The following is a 21,801-nucleotide window of genomic DNA, read 5'->3' as shown; positions in this document are numbered from 1 at the left end:
GGGGCAAGAGATGTGATGGTTGGCGCTCAGAGAGGAACTGGATAGAGAAGCCTTTGCTGAGGCCCTCAGGGCTAAAAAGTTAGGATGTTGATCGAAGTGTTTACCTCGTGCCTGCTTGGAGTATTACGGGTGCGGACCCAGAAAATTCGATGCCTTTAGGCAAGACTATATCTGTCTTGACTGGTCAAAGAGCCTACCAGACATGTGTAGTGCTGAAGCAGTGTGCAGTGTAGGAGCCAGGTTGAGGCTGTTACGTCATCAAAAAGCCGGTCTGGTCGGAAGCTGGTGTAAAGAGACTCGCAGGCAAAAGAGGACGGCTGACTCGGTTACTGTGAAGCAACAGAGCAGGTGCCGGTCGCGCTGTAACCCGTGAGGCTGTGATCGGTTGCGTGAACGAACTTGCATCAGTCATCATGCACCTCTTTGAGGATCAATGTAGCTTTGCGTTCTTAGGTGCGTTGGTTTGAAAGATTTACGTTCCAACTGCGTTGATCGGTTGGGAATGTGTGTGCCAGAGCAATAGAAGAAGTTCTGTCAGGTTTTCAGAATGAGTGCCGGTCATGGGGATCGTGCAGGTAAATGAACCGTCTGTTCTAGCGGACGGTTTTGTACCGTGACTTAAGTTATCCCCGTACCTTGCCGTCAAGTTCTCATGAGCCGTTGAAACTGTGAGGGGATATAGCGGGAATAACTGCCAGAAAGACAAGGTCGGTCTGTGAGAATACATGCCCAGTTGAGAAGGCATGTAAGCTAGTGAATGTGGCACTCATAGTCCTAGGCACTGGCGATCCTGTCTGCTGAGGCTTATTCCCTTTGCTCCTGCCACCAGAACTCTGCCATCTATGATGTACTCACAGTCGTCAGCCTGTGTAACGGAGAGGCCCGATACCGGCATCAAGCTGTGCCGATTAGAGTGCTCCCCTCAAGTTGCTGCCGCTGCAGTTTCCGACCCCAGTTAACATCCGGCGCAATACTGTGCAAGAGAGGGGGGGTAGTGTCAGAAATCACGAGGCGCCCCCTCAAGAGCGCCCCGCAGTTCATTCGTTCCCGTTACCCAAACATATCCGTGGTAATCCCGGCGTACCAACAAACTCTCCTCATAAGTCTGTTTACGCAGGGCGTCGTCCTCGTTGTTTTGGGAGATGAAGCCGTCCACCTTGGCGATTTTTTCGTCCGTGGCCACGTAGCTTGCACCCACTTTCACGCCGTTGTCCGTAGAGATCAGGGACCAGCAGGTGTTGGAGAAGCGTGGTTTGAAGGCGCGGGAGCTGGTGAGGGCATGGCGGATGGCCATGGCAGCAGCTTTGGCTTGACTGTTGGCGGAGTAGGCGGACTTGGGCATGTCGCCGTTCTGGGTGGCATCGCCAAGCACGTGAATGTTTTCATCCATCTGGCTTTGCAGTGTTGCCGGAACGATCGGGCACCAACTTCTCATTGGTCAGACCAGCCTGCTGTGCAATGCTGCCAGCCTGCATCGGCGGGATCACGTTCACCACATCCGCTTTAACGGTCTCATCCTCCATCACCACTTCCATGGTGTTTGGATCAACGCGCTGAACACCGCCGGTGAACTCGTCTGTCAGCCAGTCGACCATTCCGGGATAGTGTGTCTCCCAGCCTTCCATAAACAGACCCTGCTTGGAGAACTTCTCTTTTGGATCAAGAATGAGGATCTTGGCAGTTGGATTGCGCTGCTTCAGCACATGAGCGACCATGGAAATACGCTCATAAGGGCCGGGAGGGCAGCGGTACGGGTTCGGCGGCGCAACCATGGCGAAGGTTCCACCCTCTGGCATGGCCTCAATCTGGGCCTTCAGCAACTGGGTCTGCGTACCGGCTTTGTAGGCGTGAGGCATTTTGGTCTGCGCAGTCACATCCCAGCCTTCAATGGAATCTTTGATAAAGTCGATACCAGGCGACAGAACCAACCGGTCATAGGAAATAGCATCGCCGCCTGCGAGACGGACTTCCTTTTTCTCCCGGTCAACAGCAGACGCCCAATCGTGCACGACAGTCACGCTATACTCGCTGGCCAGCTTGCCGTAAGAATGTGCCAGATTGGACATGGGTTGGAAGCCGCCAATGGCAAGGTTGGAGAAGAAGCAGGTGTAATAGGTGCGGGAAGGCTCGATCAGGATCACCTCAATCGCGCCTTTGGAATCTTTAGCGATATAGCGTGCAGCTGTTGCCCCGCCGGCTCCGCCGCCAACAATAACAACACGTGGCCGCTTTTGCCCCAAAGCCATAGGGGAGGACAAGAGCGCTGCACCGGCAGCTGCTGTTCCCAGAAAACGACGTCGGTTCAAAATCATAAGTCAATTCCTCCCTAAAAATATCGATAGCACTCGCTGTTAAATGAGCGAGTGTTCTAATCCAGGCCTTTGAAATAAGCCGCCAGAGCCGCGATCTCCTCCTCTGAGAGCCGCTTGGCGATCATCTGCATAACGGGATGGGGCCGGTGTCCTTTCTTATAAGCGCGCAAAGCAATCACAAAATCCGGTTGCGGCCAGCCTGTGATAGCAGGGATCCCTTTGTCTGCTCCGCTGGACTGATGGCAACTGGTACATTCAGAAGAAAGATACTCGCCATATTCCGCATCGCCGTCCAGATAGGCTTCCTCATGAATGCTCGGGGCATCCTGTTTCAAAAGGCTGGCAGATGCTTCTGGAATGTTAGCCGGGCTGACGGAGAACTGGCGCAAGTAAGCAAGAAGATCTGAGCGATCCTTCTCTTTTCTCATGCCCCGGTAATTCATACGCGTGCCCGAAACCAGGTTCTTCGGATTTTGAATGTAAATGTTCAGCGTGTCGATGTTCCAGCGCAGGCCATCTGCTCCGGCGCGTTTCATGGCTTTGGAGTATTTGGCGCCTTCAATGCTGGCAGCCTTGCGGTCAAATACCCCATTCAGATGAGGCCCGATGCGGTTCTTGGCATCCTTGCCAACATCATGACAGCGCAGGCAGGCGTTGAACAGGCGCTCACCACGCGCAACATCCTGCGCAGAGGCAATAGATATCGCCCCTGACAGGAAACCAAGCGCAACGAGGCTGGAGGCTGCGAACCTGCGAAAACTGGCAGGAGTTTTTGTGTGCAGGGCACGCAGCACTGAGAGTGGGAAGCAGTTTGCTACACTCGGGGAAATAGCAAACTGCTTCAAGAGAGCAGGTATCGTGGCTCTCATTGGGAGTGGCTCTTCAGGAACTCAATGAGCGCAACGCGGTCTTTCTCCTTCTTAAGACCGGCAAACGACATCTTTGTTCCTTTCACAAATTTCTTCGGCTTGGTCAGGAAGGCGTCCAGATTTTCATCGGACCAGACAAGACCATCCCCATTGAGCTGTTTCAGTGCCTTGGAATACTTGAAGCCGGAAACCACAGCCGCCTGCTGACCGATAATGTCATTCAGGATCGGCCCGACCTTGTTCTTGGCTTTCTCACCAACCTGATGGCAGGCTCGACACTTCTTGAAGACCTTAGCACCTTTCTTGATGAGCGCCTCATCAAGGGCTACTGGCTCTGGGGCAGGAGCTGGTTCAACAGCTGGTGCTGGCTCTGCTGAGGCTATCTCTTCAGCTTTTGGGGCCTCTGGTGCAGCAGCAGCTTCTTCCGCAGCCTTGGTTTCTTCCGGTGTCACATCCAGAACCTGAGCCCGTGCGGTGATTTTCACCTCCGCTTTACAGTCCTTCATGCAGACATCGCGTTTTTTGAAGACAGGCGACTCCTCACGATCGTCCATGTAAAACCCGTCTTCGTTGGGTAGGCGAACGGACGTGAAGTTCTCTTTGCTCAGTTCAAAGTCATCCTCCACCAGATCATTGGCATAAAGCAGGAAGGCGGTGATGGCGTAAACTTCATCCGGCTTGAGCGATTGCGCTTCGCCAAACGGCATGGCGCGGTTCACGTAATCGAACACGGTGGACAGGTAAGGCCAGTAAGAGCCAATGGTTTTAACTGGCCGCTCAGAGGTCAGCGTGCCGTCACCGCCAGAAAGTACCGGCCAGCGATCAACACCCTCGGCAAAGTCACCGTGACAGACCGCACAGCGTTCAGCGAAAATCTCTTCGCCTTGCTCCACGTTTCCGCGCCCGGCAGGCAACCCCTGTCCATCAGGACGCACGTCAATATTCCAAGCCGCCACTTCAGCAGGTGTTGCTGCACGGCCAAGATTGAAGGAACCGGCTGTTGCAGCTGAGGTGAGCAACAGCGTTCCTGTTGCCAGAACACTAAGAAATTTCAACATTTTCCGCCTCACCATTTTCGCCAACGTACCAGGTGTGGATTCCGTTGTTGTGGTAGATGGAGTTTTCGCCCCGTACGGCACGAAGTTCATCTTTTGTTGGCTGTACGTAGCCGGTGGAATCGTGCGCGCGGGATTGCAGCAGCAGTGGCTTTCCATCCCAGTCGAACTCGAAATAGAAGCGGTGCATGGACTTATCGAAGCTTGGACCATCCATTCTAGCCGCATGCCAGTTCTTGCCGCCGTCTAGCGTGATGTCCACACGTGGAATGGTGCCGCGTCCGGACCACGCCAGACCAGAGATGATGGTGTGACCGCTCTTGTGCAGGATAGGGGCCTGCGGGCTTGGGTTGGTGATGACGGACTTACAGTCCATTTCCCACGTAAACCGTCGCGCCTTACCGTTCTCCATCAGATCAGTGTACTTGGAAGTCTCTTCGCGGTGATGCCATGGCTCATCGCCCACTTCGATGCGGCGCAGCCACTTGATCCACATGTTGCCTTCCCAACCCGGAACCACCAGACGCAGCGGATAGCCTTGCTCAGGGCGCAGCGCTTCACCGTTCATCTTGAAGGCGACCAGACAGTCGTCGAGGGCTTTTTGCAAAGGAATAGAGCGGGTCATGGCAGAAGCATCCGCGCCTTCCGGCATCAGCCACTTGGCGTTGGTCTTCAGCCCGGCTTCTTCCAGCAGCAACCGCAAAGGAACGCCGGTGTACATCACGTTATGGATCATGCCGTGGGTAAACTGACAGCCATTGAGCTGCGCACCGCGCCACTCCATGCCGGAGTTGGCGGCGCATTCCAGAAAGTACACCCGGTTCTCACGCGGGAAGCGCATAATGTCTTCCATGGTGAAGACAAGTTCTTTGTCCACCAGACCGTTGATCATCAGGCGATGCTGTGCCGGATCAACATGTGCCACCCCGCCGTGGTGGCGTTCAAAGCACAGGCCATTCGGGGTGATAATGCCGTCCAGCTCGTGCAGCGGGGTGAAGTTGATGGAGCTGACGCGATCAGCGGTGAGCCATTCCACGGTGCGCCGCTTCACATGCGCCTCAAACTTGGAAGGCATGCCATACGGCATCGCGTCCACACCATCGCCCAGCTCCTGCATCCAGGGCTGCAGGTTGGTGATGGCCGGATCATCTGCCCGGGCCGGAAGCGCAGCGCCAGTCAAGGCAGCTCCACTCAGCAAGGCCCCGCCTTTCAGGAGGTTTCGGCGGGTAGGTGACTTTAGTCTTTCACTCATGTCAATTACTCGTCATCTCAAAATCTAAAGGGGTTCGCCTCACACGCCTGTGACGCGAACCGTAGAGTTGGGGTCCATTGTGATGGTGCCTTTGCGGCTGATGTAATCTTCAACCACCTGCCAGATCTCAGGCCCTTCCGTGTCCTCTCCAACAGAGGCCCAGCCCGAAACCACATAGGTCTTGGTAGGGTCTATAGTCTCGCCGGTCTTCAGCAGCGTCATGTTGGAAACGCGCTCACCTACGGGCTTGGAAACGTCGATGGAGTAGCCCATGCCGCCCACACGCACCATGTCGCCACCCTGCTGGTAATACGGGTCCGGGTTGAACAGGTTGTCGGCCACGTCCTCCAGAATTTCATGCAGGTACTGACCGGTCATCTCGGTGCGGTACGCGTTCGGGTAGGTCATGCTGGTAGCGTTGTGGATGTCTTCGCGGGTGATGTTGTCGCCCGGTAGCAGAGATGGACCCCAGCGGAAGCCCGGAGACAGTGCGATATCCGCATCCCGCTCCTCAATCAGCGCTTGACAGATCAGATCATCCCACGTGCCGTTGAAGTTGCCACGGCGATAAAGCAGGCTATCGGTGGTGCCGATGACCTCTTCCAACTCCTCCTTGAATGGTGCCCGCTCCTTCTCAATCAGAGCCGCCATCTCAGGATCCGGATCGATCACATCGGAGAACACCGGGATCAGCTTGTAGGTGAAGTCCTTGATGCCGTTCTTGTCCACGTCCAGATCCAGACGGGAGACAAACTTGCCGTTGGAACCGGACGCGATGATCATGGTCTTCCCAACCTTCACCGGCTCAGGCACCGCATCATGGGTGTGACCACTCAGGATCACATCAATGCCGGAAACCTGCTGCGCCACCTTGCGGTCTACGTCGAAGCCGTTGTGGCTAAGCAAGACAACAACATCAGCGCCTTCCTGCTTTACTTCCTCCACCATCTCCTGAATCCGCGCCTCGCGAATACCAAAGGAAAGGTTCGGGAACATCCAGCCCGGATTGGCGATCGGCATGTACGGGAAGGCCTGACCAATCACGGCAACCTTGGCCCCGCCACGCTCGAAAATCTTGTAGGGCTCGAATGCCGGTTCGTCCCACTCACTGTCAAAGATGTTGGCCCCCAGGAATGGGAAGGGCAGCTCTTCAACGATCTCGTTCACCCGATCAATGCCGTAGGTGAACTCCCAGTGCGAGGTCATCGCATCCGGGTTCAGCGCGTTCATCAGGTTCACCATGTCCTGACCATCCGTCTTCAGCGCCGTCATGGAACCGTGCCAGGTATCCCCGCCATCCAGAAACAGCGCATCCGGACGCTCAGCGCGGATCGCCTTCACGATGGTGGACACCCGGTCCAGACCGCCCATCTTGCCATAGCTGCGCGCCAGCGAGACAAAGTCCTCAGAGGTCAGCGCATAAGCTTCCGGTGTGCCGGTCTGGTAGTTGAACGCATTCAGAAGATCCTGCCCGGTGATATGCGGCAGCAATCCCTTCTGTGCACCCACACCAATGTTCACGGAGGGCTCGCGGAACCAGATCGGCTTCACCTGCGCATGACAATCCGTAAAGTGGATGATGGTCACATTGCCGGTGGTCTTGAAGTCCAGAAGTTGGTTCTGCGTCAGGGCCTGACGCGCGGCCAGAACTGGAAAATTACCAGCTCCAAAAATCGCGGCTGCAGCGACACCAGCCTGCAAGAAATCACGGCGCGAGATCATCTCCGCACCCTCCGTAGGTTATATGAATTTCGAAAATTGTTTTAGATCAGGAGGTTGCTACATATGAGCAACCTCCAAAATCGCTTAGTTACGAACGGATGGGGTCTCGACTGAAAGTCCCATTCCGCGAGAAGCCACGTAAGCTTCCAGGGCAATAAACTCATCACTGCCGCGCTTGTAAGGTTCAGCACGCACCTGATCCATACAGCCTTTGAAGCGGCGGTGAATGGAGCCCAGACCACCCCATTTGAGGCGATACACCGGGAAGCCGTTGATCTGCCCCTGACTCAGATGGTCAGCGCGGATCATGTTGCCGTAATTGTCTTCATGGCAGTTGGCACAAGCCATATTCAGCAGGCCAACCCGGGTGTAGTAAAGCTCTTCACCCTTCTTGATCCAATCAGCCATCGGACCATCGGTCTCCAAGGCAACCGGCATGCCGCGGGATTGCAACCCGATCATGGCCGTCATCGCCAGCATCTCGGCGCTTTCCCATTTCCATGGTTCGGCTCCCTGATGCGTTTCGATGGAGGCATTGATCAGCATTTCCATCGTGGCAGGCTTGCCCATCTCGTCATTCCAGCGCGGCAGCTTGGTGCGCAAACCAGCAAAGCTGTCTGCATCCCCATGACAATCCGCGCAAGACTTGTTGGATGTTCCGGCAGGTGTCTCCCAAATCTCCTCTGCATACTCAATGGCCACAAACGCAGGATTTTCAAAGTCATCCATCTGCAGCGCCTGAGTTTCAGCGGAGCGGAACCGCCAGCCGGAAATGATCTCGTCCAGCGGGTGGTCATCCGCTGCGACTGCTGTTGTTGCTATGGTCTCCCCGTCGATGACAAGTTCGCGTCCGTCATCGGCAAGTGCAGCTGTGCTAAGTACGCCACAGAGAAGCCCCCCAGCGAGTATAGAAACCGTCCTTTTCATACCCTTCTCCTCCCAAAGAATGGCTCGTTAGGCTACCGTGATCTTCTTTTCCAAGTCGTAGACGGAGCCATCATCATCAGTCCATTCAAAGCGAACTGAACCGGACTCTGGTACCCGCATCTGAAATTCGATGTAGGGGTTTGCAGAGACGGATGGCTCAATGTTTGCCATGAACACTGGCTCGCCATTAAAGGTGGCCGCAAACTTATTGATGATCTTCCGTGGAATGGCCTCGCCAGTTTTCTTGTCCTTGCGCTGACCGGATTCCATTGGGTGCGAGATCAGTGTCTTGATGGTCACGACCTCGTTGGCGCTTGCTTCTTAGGCACTTTTACGCGTGGTTTAACCTTTGCCATGTTGTTTTCCCGATGCCTTTCTGATTAACCGCCACAGCCACCAATGGTGACTTTGACACTGCGCTTGGTTGTGATGGCAGAACCGTCCTGCATCTTTGCAACAGCGATAATGTCCTGTGTTTTCGCAAGGCGAATACGGGTCTTGGCTTCCTGCGCACCGGAAAGAGCGCTGAAGTGGAAGGTCGCAACACCCGGGCTTGGGTTGCCAGCTGCAAGCAGCATGATGGAGGCAGCACCCGGCGCAGAGACTTCAATCGGAACAGTGTTTCCGTTCTCGGCAATCTCTGGTGCACCAATGGTGATGTCACCGCTTCCTGGCGTTGCACCGCCGGTGAACTCCAGAATTGCATCTTCAACAGCGTTGCCTGCTGCGAAAGCTGGCGCGGTAAAGCGCAGTGTCGTTAGGGCTGCTGCGCCTCCTACTGCAAGACCAAGCGCTTCACGTCTGGTAACAGTCATTTTCAAAAAGTCCTCCTTGGAGCGTATCGCCGGAAAGCGCGAAGAATGGTTCGGCAAACGATACACTTGAGCAATAATTTTGAGTGTGGTGCGCGACCGGTCAGGACCGCAGCACACCCAGGGCAATCCTGCCTATTCCTTCAAGGTCGCCAGATAAGCGACGATGTCTTCAACTTGTTCGGCTGAAAGAATTGTCTTTCCCGCAAACTTCTTCGCCACGCGGTTCAAACCATCAGTCTTGTAGAAGGCAGGCATGATCGTCGCGTCCCCGAAGACTTCCTTCGAGTTGATAACAATCGCCCGCAGTTCTGCTTCGGTATAGGTGTCTCCGATACCCTCAAGGTACGGACCTATCTCTCCGTGGAACTGCTCTTCCGCAAGATCATCATTGGCGTGGCAGGCAAGGCAGTTGCCCAGCTTGCGATTGGCGAACCATTCCCGTCCTTTGGCTGGATCACCTGCAACACCGGTCAAGGAGACCGGCACTGCTGCCTCGACAAATTGAACGTCACCTGGAGCAACAACCCCGGCAACGGCACTCCCAGAAATTAGCAGCGTTGCAGCCGCTATAGTTTTGGCAATCGCCTTCATTGCTCCCTCCCAATTACAGCGATTCAATATTTTTATGCTACTCAGGTACGTAGAAACACTCAACTTAAAATTCACATAATTGAATATGTTAATATATGAACCTTAGTCTAACTAATTGAGTGAAAACGCTATTCTGAGGCTGCTTTTTGTTTCAAAAATTCACGTGCATGAAATTTTTGAAAATGTTCATCGCCCTCATAGCCCTTCTGTTTGACCCAGCGGAGCATGTTCAGCGTGGTCCATTTGCCAAAGGAGCCCGGCATGGTCTGTACGGATGCAGTGCCTGCGGTTTTACCGTCCTCCACCTCTTCAGGCAGGAACAGGAAGGTCGGGGTGAACACAACGCCCCATCTGCGGGCGATGTTTTTTTCGGTTTGAACTTCCCCGTCGAAGTCCGTCACCTCTTCATCGCCAAACAGGTTCATCTGCACCACAAAGTAGTTGTCTTCGATGAACTTGCGAACCTCCCCGTCGCTGAAGACATTCTCATGCAAACGCGAGCAGTAAATGCAGCCGCGTTGCTCAAAGAGAATAACCATGCGTTTGCCTTCCTCATTGGCAGCGGCAAGATCTTCTCTCAGGTCTTTAAAAGTAAGGCGGAGCCATGGCTGTTTGTGAAGACCGTCCTCTCCAACCTCAGCAAAGCTCATAGTCATGCTGGCGAACACCATCGCAGCAGCAAGCACAAATTTCTTAAGCATCGATCCCTCCCATAACGTACCAGTCCGCAAGACCCGGCAGGGCCTCAAAAACAGGTACGCCTCAGCTTAAAGATGTCAGTCCTGGCGCATACTCGATCATTTGCTCTGCAATCCAGGAAACGGTGTTCGTCCCAATCAACACCGCGAAAACAATCAAAAGAACGCCCATGCCTTTTTCAATCGCACCGAGATACTTCCGAAAACGGCCCATGAAGCTCAAAAATGGTTTTGAAAACACAGCCGCCAGAATGAACGGCAGTGTCATGCCAACGCCGTAAGCAAACAGCAGCAACATGCCCTGTGAAACGTCATCACTGGCACCGGCAGTAAACAAAATAGTTGCCAGAACAGGACCAACACACGGGGTCCAGCCGAAGGCAAAAGCCAGCCCGACGAGATACGCGCCGATGATTCCCGCAGGGGCAGAAGAGCTGTCCAATCGTGCTTCCCGCAGCAACAGATTGAGCCGGATGATGCCGACAAAGTGCAGCCCTAAAATAAAGATCACCGCCGCCGCGATGTACCGCAGCACATCAAACCAGTCGCGCAGCAGCTGACCGAAAACAGTCGCCGTCGCACCAAGGCCAACGAAGATTGTAAGGATGCCTGCAGCAAAGAAAAACGACGTAAAAACAACGCGTCGTTGAATGGCAGGCGTAACCCCATCACCGGAAAGTTCGTTCATTCCAATGCCGGCAATGTAGCAAAGGTAGAACGGAACAATGGGCAAAATACAGGGCGAGAGAAACGAGAGAAGACCCGCACTTCCCGCAGCGATTATAGTTAGATCTGGATACATATGGGCACTTGCTAAAAACACATTCTATTATTAGAATATTTAGATATCATAGATTTTAAATTGTCAATCGTGGATATCATGAGCAATTTTGGTTGGATCTCATTTGTCATTCTCGCCCTTACATTCAGCAGTGCTCAGGCAGCCAGCGCAGACACAAAACTGCTGCTGGTAGAGGACGAAATCTGTCCTTGGTGTGAGCGCTGGGAAGATGAAATCGGCGGTGCCTATAGCAAAACAGAGGAGGGGCGAAAGGCCCCTTTGATGCGCATGGACATCGATGATCCGCTCCCAAAGGGCGTGTCGTTGAAAAGCAAAGCACGCTTCACGCCAACCTTTATTCTTTTGATTGACGGTGCCGAAGTCCAGCGGATTGAAGGCTACCCGGGAGAAGACTTCTTCTACCCCGCCCTGAACCAGATGCTTCAGTCAGCTCAATAACAATATTGAAAAGAATTTTATCTTCCCCGGACACTCCGGGGCTCTATTCAGTTGGGAGAACTCCATGAAATCATTCATCACAGGGGCGGCTTTGCTTGTCATGTCCGCAGGTTTCAGCGTTGCGCAGGCAGAAGATGAATCTGCCTTTGTCAGCTTCAAATCTTTGAAGCCGGAAATCGCAATGAAGCTTGCAGTCGCCACCATGGAAGCCTGCCGTGAGGGTGGCTATCAGATCTCTGCAGTCGTGGTTGATCGCTTTGGCCAGACACAGTCAGCCATTCGCGACCGCTACGCTGGTGTCCACACCGTCAACACAGCGCGTGGTAAAGCATGGACAGCAGTCAGCTTCCGCGGTTCCACTCTGGAAATTCAGGAAGAGATCAAGGCTGGCAACCTCTCCGCGGGCTTGCGTGACATTCCAGGCGCCGTTGCACTGGGTGGAGGTCTTCCGATCGAATCTGCCGGAGCTATCGTTGGGGGAATTGGTGTTTCCGGAGCACCCTCTCCAAAAATTGATGAAGAATGTGCCCAAAGTGGCCTAGAGGAAATCTCGGATTTGCTCGACTTCTAAGAGGTATTCGCAGTGCAATGGTTGAAAAACGATTGCATTCAGCGTATGCCACCACTCAATAGGTGTGCTCCAGGGTCAGCTTTAATTTTTTCAACTATAGCTGACCTTGCTCATTCCGTTCCGAATGTTGTGCAGGATCTGGTTTAATGGCTATACCCATGATCGAACGTGGGATGAAAGAAGAAGACATCGAACGCATGGTCAACCATGCCAAGGATGCAACTGATTTCCTGAAAGCATTGACACACGAAGGCCGATTGATGATCCTGTGTCATCTCGTTACCGGCGAAAAGTCAGTAACAGAGCTGGAGCAGCTTCTGTCGTCTCGTCAGTCTGCGGTCAGTCAACAGCTTGCACGATTACGCTTGGACGGTCTGGTAAATTGCCGAAGGGACGGAAAGGCAGTCTACTACAGCCTCAAAGATGAGCGCGCACAAAGGGTCTTGGACCTGATTTTCGAGTTGTTCTGCGCCGAAGAAAACAACGACAACAAGTCATAACTGAAGCTCCGGTGTTTTGGTCTTGGGAGGGATCAAATGTCCGAGGATATTCTGGCAGCACTCGCAGGTCTTGCGGGTGGTGTTCTGCTTGGCCTTGCTGCACGTCTGGGCCGCTTTTGCACACTTGGCGCAATTGAAGACGCACTCTACGGCAAAGAATGGCTGCGCATGCGCATGTGGGCCTTCGCCATTGCCATCTCCATCGCATCCACATTCCTGCTGGCAGATCAGGGCCTGATCGCACTGGACCAAACCATCTATCTCACCCAAAGCTGGAACCCGCTGGCGTGCATCGTCGGTGGCCTGATGTTCGGCTACGGCATGGCCATCGCTGGCTCCTGCGGCTACGGCGCTTTGGCCCGGCTCGGCGGCGGTGATATGCGCTACTTCGTGCTCTCACTGGTCATCGCCATTTCAGCCGCCATGGCCGTCGGTGGACCAACCGCTTACTTGCGTGTCCTCCTGTTTCCAGTCGAAACTGCAGAAGCCAGCACCACTGGCATCGCCCACGTTCTGGCAGAAAAGCTGGCTCTCTCCGAACTCACCATAGCTCTTGTAATCGCAGGGGCCATTGCCCTGTTCGCCATCGGCAGTAAAGAGTTCCTCAAGAGCCCGCGCGCCATCATTTCCTCTCTGGCCGTCGCCTTCGCGATCCTCCTCGGCTGGGTCGCAACCAGTTATCTGTTTGAGGAAAGCTTTGAGGAAATCCGCGTCGCCAGCCACTCCTTCACAGTCCCGGTAGGCGATACCCTCATGTATCTCATGACAGCCTCCGGCGGCGGCCTGTCCTTTGCCGTTGGCTCTGTCGTCGGTGTCCTCAGCGGCGCGTTCCTCGGTTCTCTCATCAAAGGCCACTTCAGATGGGAAGCCTGCGATGACCCGCGCGAACTCCGCCGCCAGATCCTCGGCGGGTTCCTGATGGGCACTGGCGGTGTGGTCGCACTGGGCTGCACAATCGGGCAGGGCATCTCCGCCTTCTCCACCCTTGCCGTCAGCGCACCGGTCGTAATGCTCTCCATCATCGCAGGGGCCGCAATCGGATTACGCCAACTAGTTGTCGGCTTCCAATTTGCCTTCTGGAAACAGCAATCTTGACGTAGGTACGCCAGCCACTTGTGCACAAAGCTGCCCTTGAAGTAAGGCGGCTAAGACACACAGTGCGCAAATTATAGATTTTACCTCTGGTTGCTGCTTAATCCCGCATATTTTGCTTGAGTTTGGCGGAGATTATCGCAATATTTCGCGCTGGCCACTTCGGTGTATCTACACGTCCTCGCATTTTGCTTTGCGAACTTAGACAGGACCTCTCAACGCCTACAGGAAACAACTATGACACGACCGACCAACGAAGCTCTGATTATGATTGATATTCAGAACGATTTCTGTTCGGGCGGAGCTCTGGCTGTTGAACACGGCGAGCAGATCGTCCCCCTTGTCAATGAGCTGCAAAATGAGTTTGCCGTTAAAGTCCTGACACAGGACTGGCACCCGCAGAAGCACAAATCCTTCGCGGACAATCACGAGGGCAAACAGCCCTACGAAATGACTGAAATGCCGTATGGCCCGCAAGTCCTCTGGCCAAGCCACTGCGTGCAGGGCACTCAGGGCGCTGCGTTCCATAAAGACCTGAAAACCGATGGTGCCGACCTTGTCGTCCGCAAAGGCTTCCGCCCGCACATCGACAGCTACTCCGCATTCTTTGAAAACGACCACACCACCTCGACGGGCCTGTCCGGCTACCTGCGCGAGCGCGGTGTCGACACGCTGCATATGGTTGGTCTGGCCACCGATTTCTGCGTGCGCTTTTCTGCGGTGGATGCGGCCAAGCAGGGCTTCAACGTTATCGTCCATCTGGATGCCTGCCGAGCGATTGACCTGAATGGTTCCCTCAAAGAGGCCATGGACGAAATGCAAAGCCACGGCGTCAAGTTTTCCGGCGAGATGGTTGCACAATGATCGATATTGCCTCCCGCGTTTATAATCACAATTGGAAGATCGACCCGATTGTTCGTTCTCTGATCGACACCGATTTTTACAAGCTGCTCATGGCGCAGTCGGTGTTTCTGAACAAGCCGAACACACAGGTCACCTTCAGCCTCATCAACCGTGCGCAGCACATCCCGCTGGCAAAGCTCATTGATGAGAAGGAACTCCGCGATCAGCTGGATCACATCCGCACGCTCTCCCTGTCTCGTGGCGAGAGCACATGGCTGCGCGGTAACATGTTCTACGGCAAGCGCTCTATGTTCCGCGCCGAGTTCGTGGAGTGGTTCGAAAACCTCCGCCTGCCGCCTTACCATCTGGAAGTCAAAGACGACCAGTACGAGCTGACGTTCGAAGGCGACTGGCCTGCTGTCATGCTCTGGGAAGTTCCGGCTCTGGCCGTCCTCATGGAGCTACGCTCCCGTGCTGTGCTGAAAAACATGGGCCGGTTCGAGCTGCAGGTTCTCTATGCCCGCGCCATGACCAAGCTCTGGGAAAAGGTCGAGTGCCTGCGCAAGATCGACGATCTGTCTCTGGCAGACTTCGGTACGCGCCGCCGCCACTCCTTCCTGTGGCAGGACTGGTGCGTGCAGGCTATGATGGAAGGCCTCGGCAAGAAGTTTGTCGGCACTTCCAACTGCCTGATCGCCATGCGCCGCGAAGTGGAAGCCATCGGCACCAATGCCCACGAGCTGCCAATGGTCTATTCCGCACTGGCAGAAACCGACGAAGAACTGGCCGAAGCGCCGTTTCAGGTCCTCAAAGACTGGCAGGAAGAGCACGACGGCAACCTCCGCATCATCCTGCCGGATACCTATGGCACAGAAGGTTTCCTTGAGCGCGCGCCAAGCTGGCTATCCTCCTGGACTGGCATTCGTATCGACAGCGGCGATCCCGTCAAAGGCGCAGAAGCAGCCATCAAATGGTGGGAAGCTTGCGGCGAAGACCCAACCAGAAAGCGCGTGATCTTCTCTGATGGTCTCGATGAAGACATGATCGCTCACTTGCAGCGTAAGTTCCACGGACGCGTGCGTTGCAGCTTCGGTTGGGGCACGATGCTCACCAACGACTTCCGCGGCCTTGTGCCTGACGATGCCTTGGCACCGTTCTCTCTTGTTTGTAAAGCCGTCTCAGTGAATGGCAAACCAACGGTGAAACTCTCCGATAACCCCAACAAGGCCATGGGTCCACGGGAAGAAATCGAACGCTACAAGCGTGTTTTCGGGGTGGGAGAGCAAAAACGCCAGAAGGTCCTTGTCTGATCCCACCTGTATTAGGCGGCGCTTAAAATAATCCAATTGCATAGTTTCCCTATGCGTAAACTCTGTGTAGCATGCGTCACGCAGCACAGTTTATACGTGTGGGGGAGCGACAAAGATGAGAAGATGGAACGGTTGGGGCGATGACACGCACCAGGCGGAGCTGGCAGATTTTGCTAAAGCCTTGATTGCAGAGCTTTTAGGCGAAACCAAGCCTCTACCGGATGCCAGCCTGCAAGAGGCACTGGAACGCGTTCCTCCTTCTCGTGCGCCAGATCATCCTTACTGGACACGTCTTCTGAAACCCGCATCAGACACGCAGCAGGCCAGAGTTTTCCTGACTGGCTGCAAATGCGCAGCGGTGCGTTTGAAAACATCCCAGACGCAGTGGCATTCCCTGAAACCTCTCAACAGGTGCGTGACCTCATGGTATGGGCGGCGGAACAGGATGTGATCCTCGTTCCCTATGGTGGTGGAACCTCTGTTGCAGGCCATCTGGCATGTCCCGTCAGTGAGAAGCCACAGATCACCGTAGCGCTCACCCGCATGAACCGCCTGCTGGACTTCGATAGGGAAAGCCAGATCGCCACCTTCGGGGCAGGCGTGCGTGGACCAGATCTGGAAGCGCAACTGGCGGCCATCGGTTACACCCTCGGCCACTTCCCACAGAGCTTTGAGCTCTCCACTGCTGGTGGTTGGGTGGTCACACGCTCCTCCGGCCAGCAATCCCTACGCTACGGGCGTATCGAGCAGCTCTTTGCTGGCGGCTCACTGGAAACCCCGAAAGGCACGCTGGAAATCCCAAGCCTACCGGCCTCCTCAGCTGGTCCTGACCTGCGAGAAATGGTTCTCGGCTCAGAAGGCACTCTTGGCATCCTCACGGAAGTAAAATTGCGCGTCACGCCTCTGGCTGAGACGGAGCAGTTCTATACGGTTTTCATGCCGGATTGGGAAAGCGGAGTGGCTGCCATTCAGGCAATCACGCAAGGCCGCATTCCGCTCTCCATGATGCGCCTGAGCAATGCCACGGAAACCGACGTCAGCCTGAAACTGGCTGTGCCGGAAAAGAAGCTCTCCAAGCTCAACATGCTTTTTAAACTGAAGGGCCTGACAGATCAGAAGTGCATGCTCACCTTTGGCCTGACAGGCTCAAAGAAGCAGGTTGCCGCCAACCAAAAGCTTGCGACTATTTATCTCAAACAGCATGGGGCAAAGCGCATCCTCTCAAAGATGCTGGGTGACAAATGGAAGGAAGGTCGCTTCAAAGGCCCATACCTGCGCCACCCACTGTGGGAGCATGGCGTTGGTGTTGATACCTTCGAGACTGCCATGGATTGGTCAGCCTTGCGCCCGTACATCAACGTGATTGAGCAGAAAGTCACCAGTGCATTGAAAAAGCAGGGCATTCCTGTGTTTGCCTTCACGCACCTGTCTCACGTCTACCCGCAGGGCTCCAGCGCTTACACCACCTATCTGTTTCCGGTTGCCAGCACCTATGAAGAGACATTGGAGCGCTGGAAGATCATCAAGAAAGTGGCTTCAGAAACTGTGGTAGCTCATGGGGGAACCATCAGTCACCAGCACGGCGTAGGCCGTGACCATGCACCATATCTGCCAGCAGAAAAAGGCGAGTTGGGCATGAGCGCTCTTAAGGCCCTGAGCAAGAACTTCGATCCGGATCAGCGCATGAATCCGGGTGTTCTGATCGCTTCAGAAATGGCAAGCAGCACCGAACCTGCGTAGCTCTCAAAACAAGAGGAGGGAGCAATGGGGAATATGAGGCAAGTGAGCCGGCAGGAAAAGCTGGCATCTGTGACAGAGCGTGGCAAGCCTTGGGACATGGTGGTCGTCGGCGGCGGCATCACCGGTGCCGGTGTTGCGTTGATGGCTGCCAGAGCTGGCCTTGATGTACTGCTTCTGGAACAGAAGGATTATGCATGGGGCACCTCCAGCCGTTCCTCCAAAATGGTTCATGGCGGCCTTCGATATCTGTCTCAGGGAGAGTTCAGGCTAGCGCGTGAATCCGTGCGTGAGCGCGAAAAACTGCTGAAGGAAGCACCGGGTCTCATTGAGCCAATGAGCTACCTCTTTCCCTTCCGTGAAAAGCAGTTTCCAACCCGCCGGGCCTTCTCCGTTCTCCTCAACATCTACGGTTACTTCGCCAAAAAGCGGGACCACAAATATCTGGACCGCGACCAGACCATTGCCGCGCTGCCGGGCCTCAATGAGGAAGGACTGCTCGGATCGGCCCAATATACCGATGCTCTCACAGACGACAGCCGCCTTGTACTGCGCGTTCTCGCTGATGCCAGAAGAAGCGGAGCGACCACGCTCAACTACGCCGCTGTAAAGATGATCCATAGTGAGGGAGAAGAACCGAAAGTCCTTGAGGTACAGGATCAGGAAACCCGCGAAGTCTTTGCCATCTCGACCAAAACCGTAGTCAACGCAACTGGTGTGTGGGCAGATGAATTGCGCGCCCAGCTCGGGCAAGACAAGCGTATACGTCCTTTACGCGGTAGCCATATCATTGTGCCGTCATGGCGTATGCCGGTGCACCAATGCCTGACCTATCTGCACCCGCAGGACAAGCGCGGCGTCTTCATCTACCCATGGCAGGGCCGTACCGTGATCGGCACAACAGATCTGGACCACTCAGAAAACCTTGATCTGGAAGCTGCAATCACACCAGAAGAAGTCGCCTATCTTCTGAAAGGTGCCAACCACAACTTCCCCGGTGCCAAGCTCTCAGAGGTGGACATCATCTCCACGTGGTCCGGTGTCCGGCCCATCGTGGGCAATGAAGGTGTCGACCCGAAAGAACTGCACCCTTCCAAGGCCAAGCGTGATCATGTTGTTTGGGATGACAACGGCACCATCACCGTGACAGGCGGAAAGCTCACCACCTTCCGTGTGATGGCGGGACAGGTGCTGGAAGCTTGTGCAGAATACCTCAATGCACCGGGCACCTCAGCCGCGAGCGACTATGTGTTCACTTCTGAAGAGGAGCCCATTGACGATGCCGTCTTTGCTGATTTACCAGAAGCAGAGCTGAACCGGCTCAAAGGCTACTATGGCTCTGATTTGCCTGCACTTATCGCAACAACGCCCAAGGCAGATTTCTCTCTCATTTGTGGCAGCAACCGCCTATGGGCAGAGCTGGAGTGGGCGATAATGCATGAAGAAGTCGTGCATTTGGACGATCTCCTTTTGCGCCGCACGCGAATTGGCTTAGTGTTGGAACAGGGCGGAGCCGCACTGGCACAAGAGCTGGAAACGCGGCTGAGAGATAAACTGGGGTGGTCCATGGACAAATGGCAGAATGAGTGGTCGCGATACCAGCAAATTTGGCGGGATCACTACAGCTTGCCATCGACACAGGCACCACAGCAGCTGGAAGCGGTGCATGAGGTGGTGGCAGGATGACGGAAACACTCCTCGCCATCGATTGCGGCAGCCAAAGCATCCGCGCCTTGCTCTTTGCACCGGATGGCACGTTGATCTCCAAAGTGCAAAAACCGATCACGGACTACCGAAGCGATAATCCCGGCTGGTCGGAGATCGACCCGGTCATCCTGTGGGAGCTGTTGGGCCGCTGCTGCCGTGAGCTGTGGGACAGAGGAGCAGACCCCGCCGCCGTTAAAGCCATGAGCGTGACCACACAACGCGGCACTCAGATTGCTGTCGATGAACGCGGCATCCCTCTGCGCCCTGCCATCACGTGGATGGACGAACGCATCGAGGACCAGCAAAAGCCGCTCCCATGGCTCTGGAAGACCATCTTTGGCGTCGCTGGCCTGTCCCGCTCCATCAAGAGCGTACGCAGCGAATGTGAGGTCAACTGGATTGCGGTGAACCAGCCCGGAATCTGGAAGAAGACCTACAAGTTCCTGCAGGTTTCCGGCTATCTCAACTACAAGCTGACAGACCTGTTTCGCGACTCCACCGGTGCGCAGGTTGGTTACATCCCATTCGACTACAAAAAGCAGCAATGGGCCAATGCCAACCACTTCCTCTGGAAGCTTTTTGCCTTCAAACGCAGTCAGTTACCAGAGCTGATCGAGCCCGGAAAACCAATCGGCTACGTCAGCGAAGAAGCCGCTCAGCACACCGGCATGCCAGAAGGACTACCCGTCATCTCAGCCGCTGCTGACAAAGCCTGCGAAGTTGTTGGCTGCGGTGCCGTGGACGCCTCCGTCGGCTGCCTCAGCTACGGCACCCGTGCAACAGCAACCATTCACTCCAGGAAATACTTCGAGGTCGAGCGCCCGTTACCAGCCTATGCAGGCGGCATCCCTCGTATGTTTACACCCGAAGCCTCAGTCATCCTCGGCTACTGGATGGTCAACTGGTTCAAGGAAGAGTTTGGCCACCCGGAACAGGAAAAAGCCCGTGAGATCGGCAGCCCGGTGGAAGTCTTCTTCGACGACCTGCTCAACAGCACACCACCCGGGTCGCACGGTCTGACCCTGCTGCCCAAATGGGGCCGCGATAATGGTCGCTCCACACCCGTGAAAGGCGCCATCATCGGCTTTGGAGACGTTCACACCAGAGGTCACATCTACCGTGCCATCATTGAGGGCATTACGCTGGAACTGCGCCGCGGTCTGAAGCGGATCGAGCGCAAAAGTGGACAGAAGATCAAGGTCTTACGCGTCTCCGGCGGCGGCTCCCAGTCCGACGCCATCATGCAGATCACCGCTGACATCTTCGGCCTGCCAACAGAACGCCCGCACACTTTTGAGACCGCAGGTTTGGGCGCCGCCATCGCAGCCAGCGTCGGTGCAGGCATTCATCCGGATTTCACGCAGGCCATGCAAGCCATGACGCGCCAGAACGAGGTGTTTGAGCCAGACCCGAAAACAGTTGAGCTCTACAAACAACTGTTCGAGGAGGTCTACCTACCCATGCCGCGCAGACTGGCTCCTCTGAACAAAGCTCTCCGGCGGATCACCGGTTAGGCAACGTCGCTCTTCGGTTGGGAGGATGCCGGCACCACACCAGCTTTTGCCAGTGCCTGAACTCGCTTGGATGCCACGATTTCCTTTTTATTCGCAAAGACTTCGTGGTTCTGCGAGATCTTTTGTAGGTCATACAGATAGTTCACCATCACACCCGCCGACTGCTTCTTGCCATTCTCGGAGGTGTCCGCACCAACATGTACATCATGCACCAGCGCACCGTTGTAAAGGTGGAACCGCGCCACTGGGTCATAAGGCATATCCCCTCTGCGCTTGCCTTCAAGAAGGTAGTAGGCCGCGAGCTCCTTCAGGGCTGCATCGTCCTGCGGAATGTCGATCTCCTGCTCTTTGGCCCACTTACAGAAGGTCGGCAGAGGCGACAGTGTGACAAACGTCTTCAACTGGCTCAGCTCCCGCGAAAGATCCTGAACCACTTGCTTAATCAAGGAGTTACCAAAGGAAACGCCCGCCAGTCCGCTCTGACAGTTAGAGATTGAGTAGAAGACCGCCGTATCCACTTCATCAACCGGCACAATATCCCGCTCCTCAGCCAGCACGCCCTGAATGGAGGAGGGGACGCCCTTGGTCAGCGCCACTTCCACAAAGATCAGCGGTTCATCTGGGAGGGAAGGATGGAAGAACGCAAAGCAGCGCCGGTCTTCCGGCTGCAGGCGGCGGCGTAAATCATCCCAACTATCAATGGCATGCACGGCCTCATAGGCGATGATCTTCTCCAAAATCTGCGCTGGGCTATCCCAACTGATGGGCCGCAACACCAGAAAACCCCGGTTGAACCACGAGTTAAACAGGTGCCGGAAGTCCACGTCCGTGCGGGCTAGATTCGGCTTGTCTTTCATGAAACCGAGCAGATCCTTGCGCATATGCACCAGCTGATGAGTCGCTCCGGGCACCTGATTAAGACGCCGCGCCAGCTCCTGCCTCTTCGGCTCCGCAGCCTCCACCAGCTTGCGGTAGTTCGCTTCCGTCCGCTCTGTTTTATAAGAGGAAACAACGTTTTCCAGCTGGTCTGGATCTATATCCATCTC

The 21,801-nt window shown here is 55.1% G+C and carries 20 protein-coding genes and 2 pseudogenes; 10 read left to right on the top strand and 12 right to left on the bottom strand.

Annotated features, from left to right (window positions below; genetic code table 11):
* Positions 1–1,050: 1,050 nt before the first annotated feature.
* The 11 genes and pseudogenes from JCM12308_RS26750 to JCM12308_RS26700 all read right to left on the bottom strand — a co-directional run bounded on the left by JCM12308_RS26750 (position 1,051) and on the right by JCM12308_RS26700 (position 11,043).
* Positions 1,051–2,312: pseudogene (locus JCM12308_RS26750) on the bottom strand (FCSD flavin-binding domain-containing protein).
* 56 nt (positions 2,313–2,368) lie between these two features.
* The gene (locus JCM12308_RS26745; RefSeq protein ID WP_208609027.1) at positions 2,369–3,181 is read right to left on the bottom strand and encodes a c-type cytochrome; all 813 of its coding nucleotides are present in this window, start codon (positions 3,179–3,181) and stop codon (positions 2,369–2,371) included.
* A complete protein-coding gene (locus tag JCM12308_RS31985; protein WP_054785685.1) occupies positions 3,178–4,239 on the bottom strand; it encodes a c-type cytochrome in 1,062 nt (353 codons plus the stop codon). The genes JCM12308_RS26745 and JCM12308_RS31985 overlap by 4 nt, the downstream gene beginning before the upstream one ends.
* Positions 4,223–5,488, bottom strand: coding sequence for a sulfite dehydrogenase (gene soxC, locus JCM12308_RS26735; protein WP_083417017.1), 1,266 nt, complete (start codon positions 5,486–5,488; stop codon positions 4,223–4,225). Before soxC ends, JCM12308_RS31985 begins: the two co-directional genes overlap by 17 nt.
* A gap of 39 nt (positions 5,489–5,527) precedes the next feature.
* Positions 5,528–7,210: a thiosulfohydrolase SoxB gene (gene soxB / locus JCM12308_RS26730; protein WP_054785684.1), complete on the bottom strand. Its 1,683-nt coding sequence runs from the start codon at positions 7,208–7,210 to the stop codon at positions 5,528–5,530.
* An 84-nt stretch (positions 7,211–7,294) separates the two neighbouring features.
* Complete coding sequence (gene soxA / locus JCM12308_RS26725; RefSeq protein ID WP_008552264.1) at positions 7,295–8,137, bottom strand: sulfur oxidation c-type cytochrome SoxA; 843 nt, start codon at positions 8,135–8,137, stop codon at positions 7,295–7,297.
* Between the two features lie 27 nt (positions 8,138–8,164).
* Positions 8,165–8,493 (bottom strand): annotated as a pseudogene (gene soxZ / locus JCM12308_RS26720) (thiosulfate oxidation carrier complex protein SoxZ).
* A 24-nt stretch (positions 8,494–8,517) separates the two neighbouring features.
* On the bottom strand, positions 8,518–8,952 hold the full coding sequence (soxY, locus tag JCM12308_RS26715; RefSeq protein ID WP_014284148.1) for a thiosulfate oxidation carrier protein SoxY: 435 nt from the start codon (positions 8,950–8,952) through the stop codon (positions 8,518–8,520).
* Positions 8,953–9,084: 132 nt separating this feature from the next.
* Positions 9,085–9,543: a sulfur oxidation c-type cytochrome SoxX gene (gene soxX, locus JCM12308_RS26710; protein WP_008552156.1), complete on the bottom strand. Its 459-nt coding sequence runs from the start codon at positions 9,541–9,543 to the stop codon at positions 9,085–9,087.
* A 128-nt stretch (positions 9,544–9,671) separates the two neighbouring features.
* Positions 9,672–10,244 (bottom strand): SoxW family protein, encoded by a 573-nt coding sequence (locus JCM12308_RS26705; protein WP_008552260.1) that lies wholly within the window; start codon positions 10,242–10,244, stop codon positions 9,672–9,674.
* Positions 10,245–10,305: 61 nt separating this feature from the next.
* Complete coding sequence (locus tag JCM12308_RS26700; protein ID WP_174519226.1) at positions 10,306–11,043, bottom strand: cytochrome c biogenesis CcdA family protein; 738 nt, start codon at positions 11,041–11,043, stop codon at positions 10,306–10,308.
* A gap of 78 nt (positions 11,044–11,121) precedes the next feature.
* Here JCM12308_RS26700 and JCM12308_RS26695 point away from each other — a divergent pair, with 78 nt between their 5' ends.
* The 10 genes from JCM12308_RS26695 (at position 11,122) to JCM12308_RS26655 (ending at position 20,755) form a co-directional block, all read left to right on the top strand.
* Complete coding sequence (locus tag JCM12308_RS26695) at positions 11,122–11,481, top strand: thioredoxin domain-containing protein (protein ID WP_244272039.1); 360 nt, start codon at positions 11,122–11,124, stop codon at positions 11,479–11,481.
* 64 nt (positions 11,482–11,545) lie between these two features.
* Positions 11,546–12,052, top strand: coding sequence for a GlcG/HbpS family heme-binding protein (locus JCM12308_RS26690; protein ID WP_008552111.1), 507 nt, complete (start codon positions 11,546–11,548; stop codon positions 12,050–12,052).
* A 146-nt stretch (positions 12,053–12,198) separates the two neighbouring features.
* Positions 12,199–12,552, top strand: a complete 354-nt coding sequence (locus JCM12308_RS26685) for an ArsR/SmtB family transcription factor (RefSeq protein WP_037038028.1) — start codon at positions 12,199–12,201, stop codon at positions 12,550–12,552.
* Positions 12,553–12,588: 36 nt separating this feature from the next.
* Positions 12,589–13,647, top strand: coding sequence for a YeeE/YedE family protein (locus JCM12308_RS26680; protein WP_054785683.1), 1,059 nt, complete (start codon positions 12,589–12,591; stop codon positions 13,645–13,647).
* Between the two features lie 234 nt (positions 13,648–13,881).
* Positions 13,882–14,508, top strand: coding sequence for a bifunctional nicotinamidase/pyrazinamidase (gene pncA / locus JCM12308_RS26675; protein WP_054785682.1), 627 nt, complete (start codon positions 13,882–13,884; stop codon positions 14,506–14,508).
* Positions 14,505–15,797 (top strand): nicotinate phosphoribosyltransferase, encoded by a 1,293-nt coding sequence (gene pncB / locus JCM12308_RS26670; protein WP_054785681.1) that lies wholly within the window; start codon positions 14,505–14,507, stop codon positions 15,795–15,797. Before pncA ends, pncB begins: the two co-directional genes overlap by 4 nt.
* A 115-nt stretch (positions 15,798–15,912) precedes the next feature.
* The gene (locus JCM12308_RS31125) at positions 15,913–16,248 is read left to right on the top strand and encodes a hypothetical protein (protein ID WP_208978968.1); all 336 of its coding nucleotides are present in this window, start codon (positions 15,913–15,915) and stop codon (positions 16,246–16,248) included.
* Positions 16,209–17,537 (top strand): FAD-binding oxidoreductase, encoded by a 1,329-nt coding sequence (locus JCM12308_RS26665; RefSeq protein ID WP_208978967.1) that lies wholly within the window; start codon positions 16,209–16,211, stop codon positions 17,535–17,537. Before JCM12308_RS31125 ends, JCM12308_RS26665 begins: the two co-directional genes overlap by 40 nt.
* A gap of 24 nt (positions 17,538–17,561) precedes the next feature.
* Positions 17,562–19,220, top strand: coding sequence for a glycerol-3-phosphate dehydrogenase/oxidase (locus JCM12308_RS26660; protein WP_054785680.1), 1,659 nt, complete (start codon positions 17,562–17,564; stop codon positions 19,218–19,220).
* Positions 19,217–20,755, top strand: coding sequence for an FGGY-family carbohydrate kinase (locus JCM12308_RS26655; RefSeq protein ID WP_054785679.1), 1,539 nt, complete (start codon positions 19,217–19,219; stop codon positions 20,753–20,755). The genes JCM12308_RS26660 and JCM12308_RS26655 overlap by 4 nt, the downstream gene beginning before the upstream one ends.
* Here JCM12308_RS26655 and JCM12308_RS26650 read toward each other — a convergent pair.
* The coding region (locus JCM12308_RS26650; protein ID WP_054785678.1) for a malonyl-CoA decarboxylase at positions 20,752–21,801 on the bottom strand (1,050 nt) is incomplete at its 5' end. The genes JCM12308_RS26655 and JCM12308_RS26650 overlap by 4 nt on opposite strands.

It is taken from the genome of Pseudovibrio denitrificans JCM 12308 (assembly GCF_001310815.1).
Lineage (GTDB): Bacteria > Pseudomonadota > Alphaproteobacteria > Rhizobiales > Stappiaceae > Pseudovibrio > Pseudovibrio denitrificans.
The sequence above is the reverse complement of the archived record's forward strand: the minus strand, read 5'-3'. Positions and strand labels throughout refer to the sequence as shown.